Annotated in this window: 16 protein-coding genes; 6 read left to right on the top strand and 10 right to left on the bottom strand. The window is 65.8% G+C overall.

All coding sequences use genetic code 11. The annotated features are described in order from the left end of the window. Window positions 1-130: 130 nt before the first annotated feature. Both ACYCAX_RS25260 and ACYCAX_RS25255 read right to left on the bottom strand, forming a co-directional pair. Window positions 131-1,054 (bottom strand): 2-hydroxyacid dehydrogenase, encoded by a 924-nt coding sequence (locus ACYCAX_RS25260; protein ID WP_294971751.1) that lies wholly within the window; start codon window positions 1,052-1,054, stop codon window positions 131-133. Window positions 1,055-1,164: 110 nt separating this feature from the next. Further along, a complete protein-coding gene (locus ACYCAX_RS25255; protein ID WP_294971754.1) occupies window positions 1,165-2,094 on the bottom strand; it encodes a LysR substrate-binding domain-containing protein in 930 nt (309 codons plus the stop codon). A gap of 213 nt (window positions 2,095-2,307) precedes the next feature. Here ACYCAX_RS25255 and ACYCAX_RS25250 point away from each other — a divergent pair, with 213 nt between their 5' ends. Together ACYCAX_RS25250 and ACYCAX_RS25245 are read left to right on the top strand one after the other, a co-directional pair. Continuing rightward, entirely contained in the window at window positions 2,308-3,075 is a 768-nt protein-coding gene (locus ACYCAX_RS25250; protein ID WP_294971757.1) for an SDR family NAD(P)-dependent oxidoreductase, read from the top strand. 8 nt (window positions 3,076-3,083) lie between these two features. Then, window positions 3,084-3,842 carry an SDR family NAD(P)-dependent oxidoreductase gene (locus ACYCAX_RS25245; RefSeq protein WP_294971761.1) on the top strand — a complete coding sequence of 253 codons (759 nt, stop codon included), beginning with the start codon at window positions 3,084-3,086 and terminating at the stop codon, window positions 3,840-3,842. A gap of 300 nt (window positions 3,843-4,142) precedes the next feature. Here the strand turns inward: ACYCAX_RS25245 and ACYCAX_RS25240 are convergent, their stop codons facing one another. The 7 genes from ACYCAX_RS25240 to ACYCAX_RS25210 all read right to left on the bottom strand — a co-directional run bounded on the left by ACYCAX_RS25240 (window position 4,143) and on the right by ACYCAX_RS25210 (window position 12,361). Further along, complete coding sequence (locus tag ACYCAX_RS25240; protein WP_460249110.1) at window positions 4,143-5,186, bottom strand: GlxA family transcriptional regulator; 1,044 nt, start codon at window positions 5,184-5,186, stop codon at window positions 4,143-4,145. A gap of 8 nt (window positions 5,187-5,194) precedes the next feature. Further along, window positions 5,195-6,541, bottom strand: a complete 1,347-nt coding sequence (locus tag ACYCAX_RS25235) for an MmgE/PrpD family protein (protein ID WP_294971767.1) — start codon at window positions 6,539-6,541, stop codon at window positions 5,195-5,197. Between the two features lie 77 nt (window positions 6,542-6,618). Beyond that, complete coding sequence (gene proX / locus ACYCAX_RS25230) at window positions 6,619-7,641, bottom strand: glycine betaine/L-proline ABC transporter substrate-binding protein ProX (RefSeq protein WP_294971771.1); 1,023 nt, start codon at window positions 7,639-7,641, stop codon at window positions 6,619-6,621. Window positions 7,642-7,701: 60 nt separating this feature from the next. Further along, entirely contained in the window at window positions 7,702-8,649 is a 948-nt protein-coding gene (gene proW, locus ACYCAX_RS25225) for a glycine betaine/L-proline ABC transporter permease ProW (RefSeq protein ID WP_294971774.1), read from the bottom strand. A gap of 68 nt (window positions 8,650-8,717) precedes the next feature. Next, entirely contained in the window at window positions 8,718-9,881 is a 1,164-nt protein-coding gene (locus ACYCAX_RS25220; protein ID WP_294971777.1) for a quaternary amine ABC transporter ATP-binding protein, read from the bottom strand. A gap of 250 nt (window positions 9,882-10,131) precedes the next feature. Beyond that, complete coding sequence (locus ACYCAX_RS25215; RefSeq protein ID WP_460249109.1) at window positions 10,132-11,037, bottom strand: DMT family transporter; 906 nt, start codon at window positions 11,035-11,037, stop codon at window positions 10,132-10,134. Window positions 11,038-11,149: 112 nt separating this feature from the next. Beyond that, complete coding sequence (locus ACYCAX_RS25210; RefSeq protein ID WP_460249108.1) at window positions 11,150-12,361, bottom strand: aromatic ring-hydroxylating oxygenase subunit alpha; 1,212 nt, start codon at window positions 12,359-12,361, stop codon at window positions 11,150-11,152. Window positions 12,362-12,572: 211 nt separating this feature from the next. Between ACYCAX_RS25210 and ACYCAX_RS25205 the strand changes: the two genes are divergently transcribed. Next, window positions 12,573-13,523 (top strand): LysR family transcriptional regulator, encoded by a 951-nt coding sequence (locus ACYCAX_RS25205; RefSeq protein ID WP_294971787.1) that lies wholly within the window; start codon window positions 12,573-12,575, stop codon window positions 13,521-13,523. Window positions 13,524-13,560: 37 nt separating this feature from the next. Here ACYCAX_RS25205 and ACYCAX_RS25200 read toward each other — a convergent pair whose 3' ends face one another. Continuing rightward, on the bottom strand, window positions 13,561-14,583 hold the full coding sequence (locus ACYCAX_RS25200; protein ID WP_294971790.1) for a GlxA family transcriptional regulator: 1,023 nt from the start codon (window positions 14,581-14,583) through the stop codon (window positions 13,561-13,563). 584 nt (window positions 14,584-15,167) lie between these two features. Between ACYCAX_RS25200 and ACYCAX_RS25195 the strand changes: the two genes are divergently transcribed. The 3 genes from ACYCAX_RS25195 (at window position 15,168) to ACYCAX_RS25185 (ending at window position 18,994) form a co-directional block, all read left to right on the top strand. Continuing rightward, on the top strand, window positions 15,168-16,487 hold the full coding sequence (locus ACYCAX_RS25195) for an NAD(P)/FAD-dependent oxidoreductase (RefSeq protein WP_294971793.1): 1,320 nt from the start codon (window positions 15,168-15,170) through the stop codon (window positions 16,485-16,487). A 76-nt stretch (window positions 16,488-16,563) separates the two neighbouring features. Next, on the top strand, window positions 16,564-17,463 hold the full coding sequence (locus ACYCAX_RS25190; protein WP_294971796.1) for a dihydrodipicolinate synthase family protein: 900 nt from the start codon (window positions 16,564-16,566) through the stop codon (window positions 17,461-17,463). 40 nt (window positions 17,464-17,503) lie between these two features. Beyond that, window positions 17,504-18,994, top strand: a complete 1,491-nt coding sequence (locus ACYCAX_RS25185) for an aldehyde dehydrogenase (protein WP_294971799.1) — start codon at window positions 17,504-17,506, stop codon at window positions 18,992-18,994. Window positions 18,995-19,262: the final 268 nt, after the last annotated feature.

Here is a 19,262-nt window from a genome sequence, read left to right as displayed (position 1 = left end):
ATACGCGGGCGTTTGTTGTTTTAGGCAGCCGCTAGCACATCATTTGGCGTGATCACTAAAGTTGCTAACGCATACAACTCGGAAAGAATCCAGCGGCCGTCAACAAAGTCGCCAAGCCCAGTCGCTCATCTCAGTAGCCAACTTGGCGATCTACGGTATGGAGGAGCTCGCTGCCGTCCAGATCGCGCAGGATGTTCTTCGCCACCGCCGCCGCGCCCCCTTCCACCTGCATGGTGCTGGCGATGTGCGGGGTGACCCAGACCTGAGGGTGCGACCACAGCGGATGGCCCTCGGGCAGCGGCTCTTCGTGGAACACATCGAGGATCGCCGCGCCGACCTGCCCGGCGCCCAGCGCCGCCACCAGATCCGCTTCCACCACGTGCTCGCCGCGGCCGACGTTGATCAGCCCGGCGCCCCTGGGCAATTGCGCCAGCGTCTCGCGGTTGAGGATGCCACGGGTGCTATCGGTCAGCGGCAGCAGGTTGACCAGAATGTCGCACTGCGCCAGGAAGCTCGCCAGTTCCTCGGGGCCGGTGTAGGTCTGCACCCCGTCGATCTGCCGCGCGGAGCGGTTCCAGCCCAGCAGCTGGAACTTCAGGTGGCGCAGTTGCGCGAGGCACGCCTGGCCCAGCTGGCCGAGGCCCATCACGCCGACGCGGCTGGTCGCCGCCGGCAGGATGCTCAGCGGCTCCCAGACCTGACTGGACTGCTGCACGCGGTAGGCCGGCATCTCGCGGTGCAGGGCCAGCGCCGACATCACCACGAACTCGGCCATGATATCCGCCAGGGAGTCATCGACCATACGCACCAGCGCAACCGATTCGGGAATCTTCGTCAGGTCGAACTGGTCCACCCCGGCGCCCGCCGCGAAGAGTACGCGCAGGCTGGTGTAGCGCTCGATATCGGCGACCGCCTTCCAAGTCAGCAGGTAGGTGACACGTGCCGGGTCGACCGCCTCGAAACCCTCGACGAATTCCAGGTCTGGCACCTGGGCAGTCAGCAGCGCCTTCCACTGGGCCGCGTGTTCGGGTTCGGCGTTGTAAAGAAAGATCACGTCCTGTTCCTCGCTATTGCTTTCGATGTTCTGCTTGATGACCCGAGTCTGGGTTGCACTAATTCCCCCGGTTTGCCGCCGACCGCCTTCGCAGCGCCCGGCAGCGACACTCAGCCCGATCGCAATGCCTGGGTTTCCTCCAGCAACCAGTCGCGCAACTGCTGGATCTGCCGGCCGTTGCTCAGGTCCCGCCGGCAGACGAAATAGTGTTTGCGCTCATCCGCCTTCCAGCTTTGCGGAACCGGGCGCACCAGCGTGCCGGCGTCCAGTTGGTGCTGCACGAGATGCCGCCACGCCAACCCCACGCCCTCCTCCTGATGCACCGCATCGATCAGCGTGGAGAAGTGGCTGAAGCTCATGGCCTCCCGCGCGGGCTTGCCTTCCACGTCCACGCGCTTGAGCCAGAAGGCCCAGTCCACCGGCTCCCACAGCCGCGCCTTCCAGTGACTGGCACTGAGGTTGAGCAGCGGCAGGCCAAGCAGGCCTTCGAGGTTTGCCGCCTGCGGATGTTGTTCGAGAAAACCCGGTGTGCAGACGGGGAAGACTTCTTCGGAGAACAGCTCTTGCGCCTGGTACTGCGGGTGCTCCTCCAGGCCCAGGGTCACGGCGGCCTGGAAGCCTTCGCGGTAATCCGGATTGCCTTCGCCGCTGATCAGGTGCAGCTGCATGTCCGGGTGCGCCAGGCGCAGGCGTCGCAGACGCGGCATCAGCCACAACTGAGCGAAGGCGCTGGTGGTGTGCAGCGGCAGGAAGTCGTCCCCGCTGCTGCGCAGCAGCTCCCGCGAGGCGCTGGCGATGTGTTGCAGCGCCGAGGTGGCGGCCTGGTACAGCGCCTGGCCTTCGCCGGTCAGTTCGACCCGGCGGTTGCCACGCAGGAACAGCTTCAGCCCATAGAACTCCTCCAACACCTGGATCTGCCGGCTGACCGCCGCCTGGGTCACGCACAACTCCTCGGCCGCCTGCTTGAAGCTGCCATGACGGGCGGCGGCCTCGAAGGTGCGCAGGGCGTTCAGCGGTGGCAGATCACGCAGGCCGGTCATGGGGTGGGCTCCCGCTCGGGTGTCGTCGGGACAGTTAACCAGCCGGCCGGGGTAGCGAACACCGCCGCTGATGAACTGCGGGCCCGCAGACAGCTTTCGCTTGAGCGCAGGTTAAGCGAAGACGGCGGATTTCTCGTTTGTCAGCCGAACCGGCGGCTATCGATCATCGACCTCGCAAGTCCCCCTCCCATTTCCGTTCCGAGGTAATGCCCGATGAGATTCCAGAACAAGGTGGTGGTAGTCACCGGAGGTGCCGGCGGCGTCGGCCAGGCTCTGGTGCGGCTGTTCGCGAAAGAAGGCGCGCAGTTGATGATTTCCGACCTCGACGCACAGGGCTGCGAGAGCATGGCGGCCGAGGCGCGGCGCCTGGGCGCGGAGGCCGAATACCTGGCCGGCAACCTGCGCGAGAAGGAGTACTGCGAGGCGCTGATCGCACGCGCGGTGGAGCGTTTCGGCGGCCTCGACATCCTGCTCAACAACGCCGGCATCATCCCCCGCGGCACCATCGAGGAGACCACCGACGAGATGTGGTTCACCGCGCTGGACGTCAACCTGACAGCGGTGTTCTTCCTCTGCCGCGCGGCCATCCCGCACATGAAGCAGCGCGGCGGCGGCGCCATCGTCAACACTTCTTCGGTGTGGGGCGTGTACCCCGGCCCCGGCCATGTCGCCTACTGCACCAGCAAGGGCGCGGTCGCCGCGCTGACCAAGAACATGGGCCGCGACGCTGCGCCGTTCGGCATCCGCGTCAACGCCGTGTGCCCGCACGAGATCAACACGCCGATGATTCGCAGCGGCTTCGCACGGCGGGGGCTCGACCCGGACAAGGCCATCGAGGAACTGAACCGGACCGTGCCGCTGGGGCGCATTGCCGAGCCGGAAGACATCGCCGATGTGATCGCCTTCCTGGCCTCCCACGAGGCGCGCTACATCGCCGCCGAAACCCTCGAAGTGACCGGCGCCAAGCCGGTATCGGGCTGAGGTGCATGATGAACCTGAAGAACAAGGTTGCCGTAGTCACCGGCGGCGGGCGCGGCATCGGTCGGGGCATCACCGAGAAACTGCTGCTGGCCGGCGCCCAGGTGTTGATCGCCCAGCGCCAGGGGCTGGATGAAGAACTGGGCAAGCACCCGCGCGTGGCCTGGTGCGAGGCCGACCTGGCCACACGTGAGGCGCCCTACCTGATCGCCCGCGCGGTGCAGCAACGCTTCGGCGGCACCGACATCCTGGTGAACAACGCCGGCTTCATGTTCGAGCAGTCGCTGGACGAAATGAGCGAGGACGACTGGGACCGCATGTTGGCGGTCAACATGCGCGCCCCGGTGTTCCTCGCCAAGGCGCTGCTGGTGCAGATGCGCGAGCGCGGCGGCGGCAGCATCGTCAACATCGGCTCCATCGAGGGTATCGGCGCCAACCCCTGGCACGCTGCCTACTGCGGCTCGAAGGCCGGCGTGCACGGTTTCACCCGCGCCCTGGCGGTGGACCTGGGCCGCGACGGCATCCGCTGCAACGCCATCGCACCGGGATGGATCAATTCCGACCTGAGCGATGCCTACATCGATGGCCAGGCCGACCCGGCGCAAGCTCGGCGTGATCTGCTCAGGCTGCACCCGGTGGGCCGTACCGGCGAGCCGCAGGATGTCGGCAACCTGACCGTATTCCTGGCCAGCGAAGAGTCGGCGTTCATCACCGGCCAGGTGATCGTCATCGATGGCGGGCGCACGGCGAAGCTGCCGCTGCCGTTCTGAACCGATAAAGCCTCCGGAAATGCTCTGAGTAGGGTGGTGTGAAGCGCAGCGATACCCATCGATTTCAGCGCGGCTGACCCGCATGGGAATCGCTGCACTCCACCGATCCTGCGGGGATGAACCGATAATCCTCACGGGAATCCGGCCCCCTATGCCGCCCCCCGTAGACGCTCAGGTTGCGGGGGGCTGCTTTGTTGCGGCCGCCGCCGGGTTCGCGAGCAAGCTCGCTCCTACAGGGAACACCGGTCTTGCTCTTCGTAGGACCGAGGGGACGCCTGGATCTTGCTCGCGAAGCGGAAACTAGAGCGGCACCGCCAACCCGCCCCGCGCCCGGAACTGCCCGGGCGTGACATTGAACAGCTCGCGAAAACACCGATGGAAATGCGGCAGGTTGCAGAAGCCGCTGGCCAGCACGACTTCGATCAGCGGTCGCTGGGTGTGCTGCAACAACTGACGGGCGTGGGTCAGGCGCAATTCCAGGTAATACCGCTCCGGCGTGGTGCCGACATGGCGACGGAACAGGCGCTCCATATGCCGACGGGAGATGCGCGCATAGCGGGCGATCTCCTCATGATCCATCGGATCCTCTATGTTGCTGCTCATCAACTCCAGAGCCAGACGCAGGGTGCGCGGCAGGCTCGGATTGGCCTCGGCGGAAGACACCGGCGCAGACGACGCATCCTGCACCTTGTCGCAGTTGAGCACCTCCTCCACCGCGCTCAGCAGCTCCTGCCCGCCGGTCTCGCGCACCACGTCGAGCATCATGCCCAGCGCACTGTTGGGGCCGGCACAAGTCAGGCGGCCATGGTCGGCGACACGGGCGCGCGAGGTGACCTTGACATTGGGAAAGACCTCCGCCAGCACTGCGCGACCATCGGGGTGGAAGGCGCATTCGTGACCGTCAAGCAGGCCAGCTTCGGCGAGGAAGTAGGCACCATTCCACAATCCGCCCAGCACCGCGCCAGCTGACGCGGCTTGGCGCAGCCGATTGCGCAATTGCGGATCGGGCAGCAACTGCACGCGAAAGCCGCCGCAGACGACGAGGATGTCCTGCGGCGCGGCATGCAGTTCGGCAAGGGTGAGATCGCAGTTGACGGCCAGCCCAAGGTCACTGGTAACACTGCGTTCGCTGCCCGCCACCTGTACCTGGAACAACGACGTGGCCGTCATGATGTTGGCAGTGAGCAGCGCGTCCATGGCGGCGGTGAACGCCAGCATGGAAAAGTGCTCGCGCAGCACGAAGAGCACTCGCCGCGCAGGCTGTGGCGCGGCGAGGCCCCGCTTGAGCGGCTCGAGATGCGCCAGGTTGCGGCTGCGCAGCACGCTCTCGAAGGAGGTTCTCACGGCGTCGCTCAGGCACTCTGCGGCGAGCTGAGGATCAGCCCGAACAGGTGCTCGCAGCTCGCACTGACCGGCAGCTCGGCGATGGCCGCGTCGATCTGGTCGCGCAGCGCCGGGCTCAGCGAGATGCCGGCCAGCAGGTCGAACTTGGCGCGGAATTCCGCGCGGCTCATGGCCGTCTGCGGGTCGCCCTTGGCCTGTGTGATGGGGCTGACGAAGCGGCTGCTGTCCTTGAGCAGGACCGTCACGCGGGAGAGGATTTCCTCGGGGAAGCGCGCCGACAGCTCATCGCTCTCGACGATCTCCACCCGCTCGCTGACGGCCAGGATATCCGCCGCGTGCACCGCCTCACCGGTGACCTCCAGTGGCCCCACCTGCCCTCGCACGACCAGCGCCGCCAGCGGGAAGGCCAGCGCGTACTGCGCCTCGTCGGCATTGGCCGGGCGATGGCCTTGCAGGCGTACCGATTCGTGGAAGGTCTCCACGCGAATCTGTTCGATGTTCTCGCCACGGATCGCCGGGTGCTCCACCATCAGCGCAGTCAGCGCGGTGAGCGCCGGCTGTGCCCAACGGCACACCGGCCAGGGCTTGAAGTATTGCGCATCGATCTCCCAGCGCGCGCCAAGGTCGCACCAGTGTTCGGCGACTTCGAGGAACTCCACGGTCTCCGCCGGCGCGCCGGTGACCCCGGATTCGGCCAGCAGCAGCGCATTGAGCCCGGCATGGGCGCCGGCGCCGTGTGCATCGCGCAGCATGCTGGGGTGATCCACCAGGCGCATCATCGGGCAGCGCGGGCCGAAATACTCGGCGATGCCCAGGGCATGGCGGAACTGCTCTTCGCCCAAGCCCAGCAGGCGCGCACCGCCGCACACCACGCCGATTCCGGAGAAGGCGCCGGAGGCATGGTATTCGTGGGCGGTTGCCATCAGCGCGGCGCCCGCACGCAGGGCGGTTTCGTAGCCGATGGTCAGCGCGGTCATCAGCTCGGCGCCGCTGATAGTGCGGCCCTGCTGGCGGCAGGCGTCGGCCAGGGCGAGCAGCGCCGGCACCACGGTCGCGCCGGCATGGCCCTTGGAGGTGAAATGGCCTTCATGGGCGTCCAGGCTGTCGACGCAGAATCCGCCGGCCCAGGCCGCGCCCAGCGGATGCACCGCGCGGCCATCGAACAGCAGGCGGCTGGACAGCACGCCGGCCGGATAGTGATTCAGAGCGTAACGCCGGACTGCCTGGCTGGTGGCGTTGTCCCGCGCGCCGGCGGCGACGCCGAGGATGTCCAGCAGGCAGGTCTGCATCAGCTCGCGGGTGCGCGCCGGGGCCTGCTCGAAGTGAAACTCGCGGACGAACGAATACAGCGACATCTGGGCACTCCACAGGCGAAGAAGGTTTGTCTGGAAGGAAAAGCAAGGGTGCCCTGGACCGGGCACCCTCCTGTGCGTCACTGCTTGGCAGCGTCGCGCGAGGCCTGCAGCCAGGCGTCCCACTGCTGGCGGTGGGCGGCGATCCACTCATCGGCATGGCGACGGATGTCGGCGGGCTTGTTCTCACCCTTCTGCATGCGCAGGTTCTGCTGGCTCTCGTCGTCCGCCTTGATCTGCAGCTGCGAGAGGAACTTCAGGGCCACCGGGTTCTTCTGCGCGAAGTCCTTGTTCAGCAGCGCCTCCACCTTGTCGATGGCAAAACCCAGATTCTTGCCTTCGTAGGTGGTGTTGACGCTGTTGTTGCCGTCGGGCAAGTCGGTCTTCGGCACTTCCAGCCAGACCACGTCGCGGCCTTCCACCAGCACGCCGGCGATCCACTGCGGCACCCAGGTGAAGTAGAGGATCGGCTGGCCCTGCTTGTAGCGAGTGATGGTGTCGGCCATCAGGGCGAAGTAGGAGCCCTGGTTGACGTTGACCGAGCCGTCCAGGTCATAGGCCTTCATGTGGTGCGAGATCACCAGCTCGCAGCCCCAGCCGGGGTTGCAGCCGGTCAGGTTGGCCTTGCCGTCACCATCGGTGTCGAACAGCTTGGCGATCTCCGGTTTCTTCAGGTCGGTGATGTACTTGATGTGGTACTGGTCGGCGGTCTTCTTGTCGATCAGGTAGCCCTGCAGCACGCCGGGGATGACGTCGCCGGCCTTGACCAGGGTATTGGGGCCGTCGACCTTCTGGTAGAAGGCGTCGTGCAGCTTGTCCCAGAAGTGCACGGTGAAGTCCGCGTCGCCGTAGGACAGCGCCACCATCATCGCCGCGTACTCGGTCTCCTTGGGCTCCTGCACGTCGTAGCCCAGCTCGCGCAGGCCAGCCATGGCCAGCTCGCCACGGAAGCGCTCCTCGGCAATCGGCGGGAAGATCGGCGTGACCTTCACGCCCTCCCCCGGCTTGTCCGGCGAGGCGGCCAGCACGTACAGCGACAGCAGGCTCAGGGACAGCACCGAAGCGCAGTGCAGGAGCTTGTTCTTGATCGACTCGAATTGCATCGTTGCGTACCTCTTGTTCTTTTCTTTGTGGGGTCGGCAGGGTGAGGAAGAACAGCGGAATCAGACGCTTTTCTGGGCCACCGGCTGGCTGCTGAACAGACGCAGGATCAGGCCGGCGGGGCCGCTGTGGTACCAGCGGCGGCTGGGGTCGGAACGGGTGCGCTCGCCCATGGCCTGGGTCAGGCGGTCGAGGAAGATCGCCAGCAGCACCAGGCCGACGCCACCGACGGTGGCCAGGCCCATGTCCAGCCGGCCAATGCCGCGCAGGACCATCTGGCCGAGGCCGCCGACGGAGATCATCGAGGCGATCACCACCATCGACAGGGACAGCATCAGGGTCTGGTTGACGCCGGCCATGATGGTCGGGGTGGCCAGCGGCAGTTGCACGCGGGTCAGCATCTGCCGCGGGGTGCAGCCGAAGGCGCGGGCGGCCTCGATCTTGTCCTCGGGCACCTGGCGGATGCCCAGGTTGGTCAGGCGCACCAGCGGCGGCACGGCGAAGACGATGGTGACCAGTACGCCGGGCACGTTGCCGATGCCGAACAGCATCACCACCGGCACCAGGTAGACGAACGCCGGCAGGGTCTGCATGGCGTCCAGCAACGGGCGCACCACGCGCTCGACGCGGTCGCTGCGGGCACAGAGGATGCCCAGCGGGATGCCGATCAGCGCGCAGAAGAACACCGAGGTGAGCACCAGCGACAGGGTGGTCATGGATTCCGACCACACGCCGATCAGGCCCAGCAGGGTCAGGGTCACAGCGCACATCACGCCCATGCGAGGGCCGGCGAGCTGCCAGCCGAACAGCGCGGCGATGAGGATGGCGATGGTTGGCGGCACGCTCTGCAGGACGTGCTCGGAGCCGTTGAGCACCTGGTCGATGGGCCAGCGGATGGCGTGGAAGACATCGCGGAAGTTGCGCACCAGGTAGTTCAGGCTGGTTTCGACCCACTCGCCCAGCGGGATGACCGCGCTCTGGAAGGGATCAAGGAAACTGGACTCGGACATGCTTGCGTACCTTTTCAAGCTGGGGACGCCCGGTGGCAGGCGTCAGGGACGGCCAGGACGGCGTGCGCTCAGTGGCGGCTCAGGGTCTGCAACAGCTGGTTCTTCGAGATGGTGCCCTTGAGCGCGCCACTGCGATCGAGCACCGGCACCGGGTACGGCAGCTCGGCGACGATATCCAGCACGTCGTGCAGCGGCGTGTCGGTGTACACCGGGTGATCCTCGTGGCGGGTGCAGGGCCCGGACGCCAGTTCGGCGAAGGCGGCGTCGGCCGACATCACGCCCATGAACTGGTCGCGCTCGTTGATCAGGTAGCTGAAGGGCACGCCGACCTTGGGCTGAGGCCCGCGGCCATTGACCCGGCAGAGCACTTCGGTATCCAGCTTCGCCACATCGCCGGCCTTGAGCACGCGGGAACTGTCGAAGCCGCGGAAGAAGGTCTCGACATACTCGTTGGCGGGGTTGTTGAGCAGCTCTTGCGGGGTACCGATCTGCACCACCCGGCCGCCTTCCATGATCGCGATGCGGTGGCCGATGCGGATGGCTTCCTCGATGTCGTGGGAGATGAAGATGATGGTGCGCTGCTGTTCGGCCTGCAGGCGCATCAGCTCGCCCTGCATCTCGTGGCGGATCAGCGGGTCGAGGGCGGAGAAGGCTTCGTCCATCAGCAGGATGGTCGGGTCGTTGGCCAGGGCGCGGGCCAGGCCGACACGCTGCTGCATGCCGCCGGACAGCTGGTGCGGATAGCTGTGCTCGTGGCCGGCCAGGCCGACCTGGGCCAGCGCCTCGCCGGCACGGCAGTGGCGCTCCTTCTCGGCGACGCCGGCGATCTCCAGACCGAAGGCGACGTTCTCCAGCACGCTCATGTGCGGCATCAGGGCGAAGGACTGGAAGACCATGCCCATCTCCTTGCGGCGCACATCGAGCAGGGCCTTGTCGGACAACCCGGTAATCTCCCGGCCGTTGAGGTGGATGCTGCCGGAGGTGGGTTCGATCAGCCGGTTGAACAGGCGGACCATGGTGGACTTGCCGGAGCCGGACAGGCCCATGATGACGAAGATCTCGCCGCGACGAACCGAGAAACTGGCGTCGAACACGCCGACGACGTGGCCGGTCCTGCGGAAGATCTCGTTCTTGTCAGCGCCCTTGCGCAGCATCTCCATCACCTCGTCCGGGCGCGGCCCGAAGACCTTGAAGATGTTGCTCACCGAAAGGATATCGTCGGTCTGGCTCATACTTTCCTCACCTTGTGCTTATTCTTGTGTTCAAGGTCATGCTGCCGCTGGCCCCATGGCCTCGTAGCATTGCGTATGCCGGAAGAAGATCGGCCCGGCGCGTCTCAGCACACGCTGTGCCCTTCCGGTTTGCAGAAGCTCCTGCAAGGCTTTGCGGCGGCCCTCTTGAGCGGCTCGCCGTCAGTCAAAATTAGGGTTCAAGCGGGTGAGCGTCCAACGACATTTGCTCGCTCAAAACCATAACTGCATGTTATCGATCAAGGCCCACGCCTTCTGCCACGGGGCTCGGTGCGGGGATTTCAGCTGCTGGCCGCGCCAGGCACACCGCCGCCAGCAGCACCATCAGGCCGCCGCCGAGCATGCCCAGGGTGAGCTGCTCGCCCATCAGCCAGACCGCTATCGCCACTGCTACCAGCGGCTCCACCGTGGACAACGTGGCCGCCGTCGACGGCCCCACCGCGGGCGAGCCGGCGAGAAAAGCCGCCACCGGGATCACTGTTGCGAACAGCGCCAGCCCTGCCGTCGCCAGCCACGCCTGCCCGCTGGCGGGAAAGCGCGCGTCCTGTGTCAACGCCGCCAGCGCGAAGGTCGCCGCGCAGCCCAGCAGCACCACGGCCGCCGAAGCCAGCGGATGGTCATGACGGATACGTCGGGTGCCGTAGATGATCGCCGAGCCATAGGACATGGCCGCGAACAATGCCCACAACGCGCCCACCGACAGGCCCTTGAAGCTCAAGCCGGTCGCTAATGTCACGCCGCCCAATGCCAGCAACAGCGCGATCAGTTTCAGCGTGCTGGTGCGCTCACCCAGCCAGGCTATCGACACCCCGGTGACAATCGCCGGGAAGCTGTACATGAGGATCACCGCCAGGCTCACCGAGCTGGCCCGCGCGGCGCTGTAGTAGCCCACGCCGAGTATCAGGTTCTGCCGGATCAGCCGCGCGCTGGGCAGGCGGATGCGGCGGTGCTGCAACCACATCAGCAGCAATGCCGAAGCAATGGCGAAGCGCGCCAGCAGCAGGCCCACCGGATTGGCGCCGCCGGCATAGGCGAAGCTGGCGAACAGTGGCTGCAGGCCGTAGCAGAAGGCGGCCAGCAGGACGAGGAAGAATCCCTGGGAATGCGGGTTGGCAAGGCGAAAACAGTTCAGGCGCATGGCGGCTCCGGGTGCAGGAAGGAGTTGCAAACAGCCACAAAAAACCCGCTTCACCGTGGCGGTGAGGCGGGCTTCATCGGTAGCGGGGTGCCGTCGGCGACGGCGCCGCGCCTCAGTCGCTGAGGCGGCGGGTCATGCGCTCGCAGTACCAGTCGACGAACTGGCAGACGCCATTCTCGGCGATGGAGGAGTACGGACCCGGCTCGTAGGCCGGCGAGTTCACTCCCATCTGCGCACCTTCCACCAGCCGGCGGTCCTGGTCGTTGGTGGCGATCCACACGCGGGTCAGGCGCTCCAGGTCGTAGTCGATGCCTTCCTGGGCATCCTTGGGCACCAGCCAGCGGGTGGTCACCAGGGTCTCGTTGGGGCCTTGCGGCAGGATGCGGAAACTCAGGGCGTGGTCGCCGAGGAAGTGGTTCCAGGTGGACGGGTAGTTGAAGTACAGCAGCGCGCCGATGTTCGGCTCGCCGCTGCGGTCCAGCCGCCGCGACACCGCCGGCTTGCCGTCCATGGTGTAGCTCACGGCGTTGGCCGACAGCGGGATGCGCGTCATGCGGTACTGGCCGTCCTCGTCCATCACCAGGCGGCTGGGCAGGCCGGCGGCCTCGCAACGGTCCCAGTGGGCGCTCAGCTCCGGATCGTCCGCGCCGCCCACGCCCGCCACCGAGAGGTTCTCGACGAAGGAGTTGAGCAATTCCGGGTGGGTGCCGTCGCAGTGGTAGCACTCGCGGTTGTTCTCGAACACCAGCTTCCAGTTGCCGCGCTCGACCAGGTTGGACTCGAAGGCGACCTTGCAGTCCTCAAGGTTGTGCGGGCCGATGAAAGGCGACACGGCATCGCGGAAGCGCGAGAAGTCCGGCGCGCGCTCGGCCACGCAGACGTAGATGTAGGTATTCACCACCTCGCAATGGGCGGGCTTCAGGCCATACTCGGCGGGGTTGAATTCGGGGCCCATGTTGCCGGCGAAGAGCAGCTTGCCGTCGAGGTCGAACACCCACTTGTGGTACAGGCAGACCAGCTTGGCGACCTTGCCGCTGCTCTCGGTGCAGACCTTGGAGCCGCGGTGCCGACAGGCGTTGTGGAAGGCGCGCACCTGGCCGTCGGCGCCGCGCACGATGGCGATCGGGTAGTCGCCGATCTGCAGGGTGAGGTACTGGCCGGGCTTTTCCAGCTCGAAGGTGTGGCCGGCGAAGATCCACTCCCGGTGCCACAGTTGCTCGAGGTCCTGGCGGTAGACATCGGGGTCGCTGTAGACGGCGCGGGGCAGCGCGTGGCGCGCTTTGCGCTGGCGGATCAGGTCGAGTACTGCAGCTTTCTTATCCATTGTTATAGGCACTCCAGAACAGGCGCGGTGTGGAACGGTGCGTGCGCAACCGGCGGCGCGGCGGAGGCTTTCTGTGGGGCAGCGCTTGGGCTACTCTCCACGCAAACAAGTCACCGCCAACCCTTTCCCGATCACAGCATGCGGGCAGTCTAGGACGGGGGCAGGCGCGGAAGAACCGACATTTTATCCAAGGTCTTGATTACCTGAAGTTATGGTCAAACACACCGAACCGGATCAGACGCTGATCAAGATGCCGTCGCTGCGCGCCGTGAAGTCCTTCGTCGCCGCCGCCAAGTACCAGAACTTCACCCGCGCCGCCGAGGCGCTGTGCGTCACCCAGGCGGCGATCAGCCGGCAGATCCGCGAGCTGGAAACCTACCTGGGCGCCGACCTGTTCAAGCGCGTGGGCCGCGCGGTGGAACTCACCCCCGCCGGCTCGATCTTCTTCGACGCGGTGCAGCTGTCCTTCGTCAACATCTCCCAGGCCGCCGAGCGCATCCGCAACAACAGCGTGTCCAAACGCATCGTCACCCTGTGCTGCTCGCCGGCCTTCTCCGCGTTGTGGCTGTCGCACCGGCTGCCGGGCTTCTTCGAAGCCAACCCGGACATCGAACTGAACCTGATCACCACGCAGAACTTCCTCTCCATGGAACCGGGCGTGCGGCCGGACATCTTCGTCACCAAGATGGCCCGCATCCGCGATGGCTACCGCAGCCATACACTGATGCACGACATCGTCTACCCGGTGTGTACGCCGCAGTACCTGGAGCAGCACCCGGAAATCGCCAGCCTCGAAGGGCTGCGCGAAGCCACCCTGCTGAACCTGACGCCCTACGGACGCTCGCAGGTCGCCGAACACGTGGACTGGAATGTCTGGATGGCCTTCCACGACATCGACATCGACAACGGCCCGGGCAAGCGCCCGCACTTCTTCAATGCCAACGACTACAACCTGCTGGTGCAGATGGTCCTCAGCCACCAGGGCGTGGCGCTGGGCTGGAACCACCTGGTCAACCATCTGGTGGCCAATGGTTCGCTGATCCGCCCGGTGGAACAGGAACTGGTGCTGCACGATACGCACCACTACCTGGCCTTCAACGAGGACAAGGAAGACGACGACGCCTGCTGCCGCCTGCGCGACTGGCTGACGGCGCAGTTCTGATCGGCACGGGCCGTTCAGCGGCCCGTGCGCCCTCCCCTCACTTGGCCGAGCGCACGCAGCCGAAGCGCACTTCCTTGGACGGCGAATAGCCGAAGAAGGACGTGTAGCACTTGCTGAAATGGCTCGGCGAGACGAAGCCGCAGGCCAGCGCCACTTCCACCAGCGACAGGTCGGAATGCTGCAGCAGGCGCCGGCTCTCGGTGATGCGCAGCTCCAGGTAATAGCGCACCGGCGAGGTGCCCAGTTGCTCCTGGAACAGCCGCTCCAGCTGGCGCTTGGAGCGCCCCACACACTCCGATAGCTGGTCCGGACTCAGCGGCTCCTCGATGTTCGCGCTCATCAGGTTGAGCACGTCGCGCAGCGGCTGGGTCATCTTCTCGTGCAGCGCCGGGCGGGTGCGGCGATAGCGCGACTCCTCGAAGGCGAGAATGTCGACTATGCCTTCCACCAGCTCGCGACCGTGCAGCTGGTGGACCCATTCCAGCACCAGGTTGAAGGCACCGGTGGGGCTGCCGGCAGTGAGGCGGTTGCGGTCGAGGATGTAGCTCTCGGCGGTGACCACGCTGTTGCGCGCGACCTCCGCCAGCGAGGCGCGGTTCTCCGGGTGTACCGCGCACTTGTGGCCGTCCAGCAGACCGGCCTTGCCCAGGAACCAGGCGCCGTTCCACAGGCCGGCCAGGGCGATGCCGCGCTCGTCGGCCAGGTGCAGCAGACGGCTCAGGCCGGGCATGTCCTTGAGCGGCGTACGCAGGCCACCGCAGACCACCAGCAGGTCCATGTCCAGGTACTTGGCTTCCAGCGCTGATGCGGGGCAGATCACCAGCCCGAGGTCGCTGGTGACCGACTCGCCGTCGAGGCTGTAGGTGCGCGTGGCGAAGGCCCCTTCGCGGATCAGATTGGCGGTGACCAGGGTGTCCAGCGCCTGGGTGAAGGCCGGCAGGGAGAAGTGTTCCAGCAGCACGAAACCGACCTTGCGCTGGCGCTGCGGGTCGCTCTTGCGATCGCCCACGAAGCGCAGGTTCTGCCCTCGCATCGACTCGCTGAACTGTCGTCTTTCCACTGCTGCATACCTCGGCGATTTCTTGTTGGCAAGCACTGGCGATCTGACGCGCGCCGGGCACGAAGCCGGGCCTGCCTCTTGTGGAAACGGATTATACAAACGCCTTCGCAGTCGGCTATTGCTGCGCTCGCGCCAGCGCTGCCGGCAACGGATTCGCGACGACGGAATCTGCGCCGATGGATCACCTGCAGGCATCAAGTCATTGCTGTGGTGAACGACCGAGGCGGTAGTGAAAACGCCCAGAATCTCTCGAAAAGAATAGTTAACTCATAACCTTACAGACCACTCACGTAGGGCCGAGCTACGCTCCAGGCACACCGCCCACAACCCCCGAAGCCCCCTGTAAGCGTATGAATTGATCCCAGAAAATGTAATTAGACGCTCCGTCGGAGCCGCTCCTATAGTCGTCACACCAACGGCGCGAACAGCGCTTCTCGAAAACCGGTGCCGCAAACAGCCCGGTCATCTCGACAGCCTCCACTGACCGCAAGCGTCAGCAATCCAAAACAAGAGTTCTCGCGTGAAGCTCCGGCTCCACGCAAGGGATAGCTATTGGCCGACAAAAGTAAGAACAGGTTCCTGCAATGACGAAGATCACCTATCTGCCCGCCGACGACAAACGCTGTGGCTGGTATCACCTGAGCCCCCCCAGGCAAGTGCGCCCGCGGCATTCGGGGCACAGCTCGGCGCGCTGGGTCATAGTCGGTGCGGGCTTCACCGGGCTGGCCGCCGCTCGCCAATTGGCGCTGCATTTCCCCCACGAGGAAATCATCCTGGTGGAGGCGCAGGAAGTCGGCTTCGGCACCTCCGGACGCAACGCCGGCTTTGCCATCGACCTGCCCCACGACATCGGCGCCGAGGACTACATCGGCGACATCGCCACGGCGAAGACCAGCCTCAAGCTCAATCTCATGGGCCAGGACCTGCTCAAGGAGCTGGTGCTCGAACACGGCATCGACTGCCAGATGAAGGCCTGCGGCAAGTACCAGGCGGCCGTCGAGGATCGCGGCATCGCCGTGCTCGAAGCCTACCGCCGCGGGCTCGACAAGCTCGGCCAGGACTACCGGATGATCGAGGCCGGCGAGCTGCCCGAGCACATCGGCACGCACTTCTACCGCAAGGCGCTGTTCACCCCCGGCACCGTGCTGATCCAGCCCGCCGCGCTGGTGAAAGGCCTGGCCGACTCGCTGCCGGCCAACGTCACGCTCTACGAAAACACGCCGATCACCGAAGTCGACTACGGCGCGCAGGTCGTGCTGCGCCACGCCCAGGGCAGCATCAGCGCGCAGCACCTGCTACTGACCAACAACGCCTTCGGCATGAGTTTCGGCTTCCTCAAGGGGCGCATGCTGCCAGTGTTCACCTACGCCAGCCTGACCCGCGCGCTGAGCGACGAAGAACAGGCGCGTCTGGGCGGCAAGCCGTACTGGGGCGTTATCCCCGCCGACCCCTTCGGCACTACCGTACGGCGCACCCCGGACAACCGCCTGCTGATCCGCAACAGCTTCAGTTTCAACCCCGATGGCCGCAGCAACCCGCGCTACCTGGAACGCATCGTCGGCCGCCACCGCGACTCCTTCGCCCGGCGCTTCCCGATGCTGCCGGAGGTGGACTTCGAGTTCACCTGGGGCGGCTCCCTGGCGCTGTCGCGCAACCACCTGGGCTACTTCGGCCAGCTCGCCCCCAACGTCTTCGGCGCGCTGTGCTGCAACGGCCTGGGCGTCACCCGCGGCACCGTCACCGGCAAGCTGCTGGCCGACTGGCTGGCCGGCGGAAAAAGCGAGCTGATCGACTACCTGCTCGCCTCCCCCGGCCCCAACGCCAACCCGCCCGAGCCCTTCCTCTCGGCCGGGGTGAACATGAACCTGAGCTGGGGCCAGTACCGCGCCGGCCGGGAAAGCTGAGCACCGATTTCAATGGTCGCGTCGCGGTAATCCAAGCCGCGCACGAGGCAACCCTTCCCCCACTGGAGAAAGCACCGTGAAGTTTGAAGGTATCTACACCCCGGCCATCACCCCCCTGAAGGACGACGGCTCGATCGACACCCAGGCCTTCGCCAATGTGCTGGAAAGCCTGATCGAGGCGAAGGTCCACGGCATCATCATCGGCGGCTCCACCGGCGAGTACTACGCCCACACCGCCCAGGAGCGCCTGGACCTCGCGGCCAAAGCAAAGGATGTGATCGGCGACCGCCTGCCGCTGATCGTCGGCACCGGTGCCATCCGCACCGAGGACTCGGTGGCCTACGCCCGCGCAGCCAAGGAGATCAAGGCCGACGCCCTGCTGGTCGGCTCGCCGCCCTATGCCCTGCCGACCCAGCAGGAGATCGCCGAGCACGTGATGGCGGTGGACGATGCCGCCGGCCTGCCGATCATGCTCTACAACTATCCCGGCCGCATGAGCGTTGAAATGGGCGAGGAGTTCTTCGCCGCCATCGCCGCGCGCAAGAACGTCTGCGCGATCAAGGAAAGCTCCGGCGACATGGGCCAGCTGCACCGCCTGGCCTGCCGCCACCCGAACATCCAACTGTCCTGCGGCTGGGACGACCAGGCCCTGGAGTTCTTCGCCTGGGGCGCGCGCAGCTGGGTCTGTGCCGGCTCCAACTTCATTCCTCGCGAGCACGTCGCGCTGTACGAGGCTTGCGTCCTTGAGCACGACTTCGCCAAGGGCCGGCGGATCATGGCGGCGATGATGCCGCTGATGGACTTCCTCGAAGGCGGCAAGTTCGTCCAGTCGATCAAGTACGGCTGCGAGATCAACGGCCTGCGCACCGGTGGCGTACGCGCCCCGCTCAAGGGCATGACCGAGGCCGAGAAGGCCGAGCTGAAGGAAGTCGTCGGCACGCTCAAGCGCACCGTCGCGCAGATCGTCCAGGCGTAAGCCCGCGCAAGCCAGACAACCAGATAGAGGGATAAGAACAATGGCAGACCTGCTCACCAAGGCCGACTACGCGGCCATCGCCGCCGAACTGCAGTTCCCCACCCGCGCCTTCATCAACGGGCGCTTCCAGGACGCAGCCTCCGGCAAGACCTTCGCCACCACCAACCCGGCCACCGGCGAATTGCTGGCGAATATCGCCGCGTGCGGCGCCGAGGACGTCGACGTCGCTGTCGCCGCCGCCCGCGAAGCCTTCGAGCAAGGCGTGTGGAGCAAGCGCTCGCCCGCCGAGCGCAAGGTGGTGCTGCTGGGCTTCGCCCAGTTGCTGGAAGAGCACTCCCACGAACTGGCGGTGATGGAGAGCCTCGACAGCGGCAAGCCCGTACGAGAGTGCGAGACCATCGACGTGCCCGAGACCATCAACACCCTGCGCTGGCACGCCGAGTTGATCGACAAGATCTACGACGCCACCGCGCCGGTGGGCAGCAACGCCGTGACCCTGGTGGTGCGCGAGCCGATCGGCGTGGTCGGCCTGGTGCTGCCGTGGAACTTCCCGCTGCTGATGTTGGCCTGGAAGATCGGCCCGTCGCTGGCCGCCGGTTGCTCCATCGTGGTCAAGCCGGCCAAGGAAACCACCCTCACCGCCCTGCGTGTCGCCCAACTGGCGCACCAGGCCGGCATCCCCGCCGGCGTGTTCAACGTGGTGCCCGGTGGTGGCAAGGACGCCGGCGAACCCATCGGCCGCCATCCGGATGTGGCCATGGTCAGTTTCACCGGTTCCACCGAAACCGGCCGGCTGTTCCTCAAATACGCAGCGGACTCCAACCTCAAGCGCGTGGTGCTGGAGTGCGGCGGCAAGAACCCGGCGGTGGTGATGAACGACGTCGAGGACATCGACCAGGTCGCCCAGCATGTAGTCAACGGCGCGTTCTGGAACATGGGCGAGAACTGCTCGGCGTCCTCACGCCTGATCGTCCACGAGGACGTGCGCGACGCCCTGCTCGAACGCATCGGCGTACACCTGCGCGACTGGAAGCTCGGCGACCCGATGGATCCGGACAACCGCCTGGGTGCGATGGTCAGCCAGGTGCACTTCGATAAGGTGCGCTCCTACCTGGAGTACGCCCAGGGCGAGAAGCTTTCTTTCGTCTACGGCGGCGACACCGACCAGGGCGTGTTCATCCGCCCCACCGTGGTCAACGACGTATCCCCACAGAGCCGGCTGTTCTGCGAGGAAATCTTCGGCCCGGTGCTGGCGGTCACCACCTTCCGTGGGATAGACGACGCCATCCGCCTGGCCAACGACACCGTCTACGGCCTCGCCGCCTCAGCCTATACCGGCAACTTGCGCAACGCCTTGCGTCTGTCACGGGAAATCCGCGCCGGCATCGTCACGGTGAACTGCTTCGGCGAAGGCGACGCTTCGACCCCCTTCGGCGGCTACAACGAATCGGGTTTCGGCGGCCGCGACAAGTCCGCCTGGGCCCATGACCAGTACACCGAGATTAAGACCATTTGGATCGATGCGTCCTAAGCAAAGCAGACGAACTGGTTTTCCGGCGTCTTCAACCCTATCCCTCCTTCTCCCCAGCCCGTTTACTGCTGGAGAGAGGGAGGCGCTATAGGGCGGGGCGTAATCTAAACTTCTACTTACACAGATAGCGCTCCCGTACATCCAACACCACCGGCAGCCCCTCTCTCTTCTCTTGCATATGTTTGGCAGAATTTGCCGAAGTAGAAGTCCTCGAATTGGAATTCTCCAGCCTCACCATGGAGGCTTTCCAATCCGCGCGGCATCTGGC

The sequence above is a fragment of the Pseudomonas sp. MT3 genome (assembly GCF_054720805.1).
This window is presented reverse-complemented; position numbering and strand designations above follow the sequence as displayed.

Excerpts from the sequence above, each read along its gene's own strand:
- ACYCAX_RS25255 (WP_294971754.1), bottom strand. The coding sequence starts at position 2,094 with ATGACCGGCCTGCGTGATCTGCCACCGCTGAACGCCCTGCGCACCTTC.
- ACYCAX_RS25250 (WP_294971757.1), top strand. The coding sequence starts at position 2,308 with ATGAGATTCCAGAACAAGGTGGTGGTAGTCACCGGAGGTGCCGGCGGC.
- ACYCAX_RS25245 (WP_294971761.1), top strand. The coding sequence starts at position 3,084 with ATGAACCTGAAGAACAAGGTTGCCGTAGTCACCGGCGGCGGGCGCGGC.
- ACYCAX_RS25235 (WP_294971767.1), bottom strand. The coding sequence starts at position 6,541 with ATGTCGCTGTATTCGTTCGTCCGCGAGTTTCACTTCGAGCAGGCCCCG.
- proX (WP_294971771.1), bottom strand. The coding sequence starts at position 7,641 with ATGCAATTCGAGTCGATCAAGAACAAGCTCCTGCACTGCGCTTCGGTG.
- proW (WP_294971774.1), bottom strand. The coding sequence starts at position 8,649 with ATGTCCGAGTCCAGTTTCCTTGATCCCTTCCAGAGCGCGGTCATCCCG.
- ACYCAX_RS25220 (WP_294971777.1), bottom strand. The coding sequence starts at position 9,881 with ATGAGCCAGACCGACGATATCCTTTCGGTGAGCAACATCTTCAAGGTC.
- ACYCAX_RS25215 (WP_460249109.1), bottom strand. The coding sequence starts at position 11,037 with ATGCGCCTGAACTGTTTTCGCCTTGCCAACCCGCATTCCCAGGGATTC.
- ACYCAX_RS25210 (WP_460249108.1), bottom strand. The coding sequence starts at position 12,361 with ATGGATAAGAAAGCTGCAGTACTCGACCTGATCCGCCAGCGCAAAGCG.
- ACYCAX_RS25205 (WP_294971787.1), top strand. The coding sequence starts at position 12,573 with ATGGTCAAACACACCGAACCGGATCAGACGCTGATCAAGATGCCGTCG.
- ACYCAX_RS25195 (WP_294971793.1), top strand. The coding sequence starts at position 15,168 with ATGACGAAGATCACCTATCTGCCCGCCGACGACAAACGCTGTGGCTGG.
- ACYCAX_RS25185 (WP_294971799.1), top strand. The coding sequence starts at position 17,504 with ATGGCAGACCTGCTCACCAAGGCCGACTACGCGGCCATCGCCGCCGAA.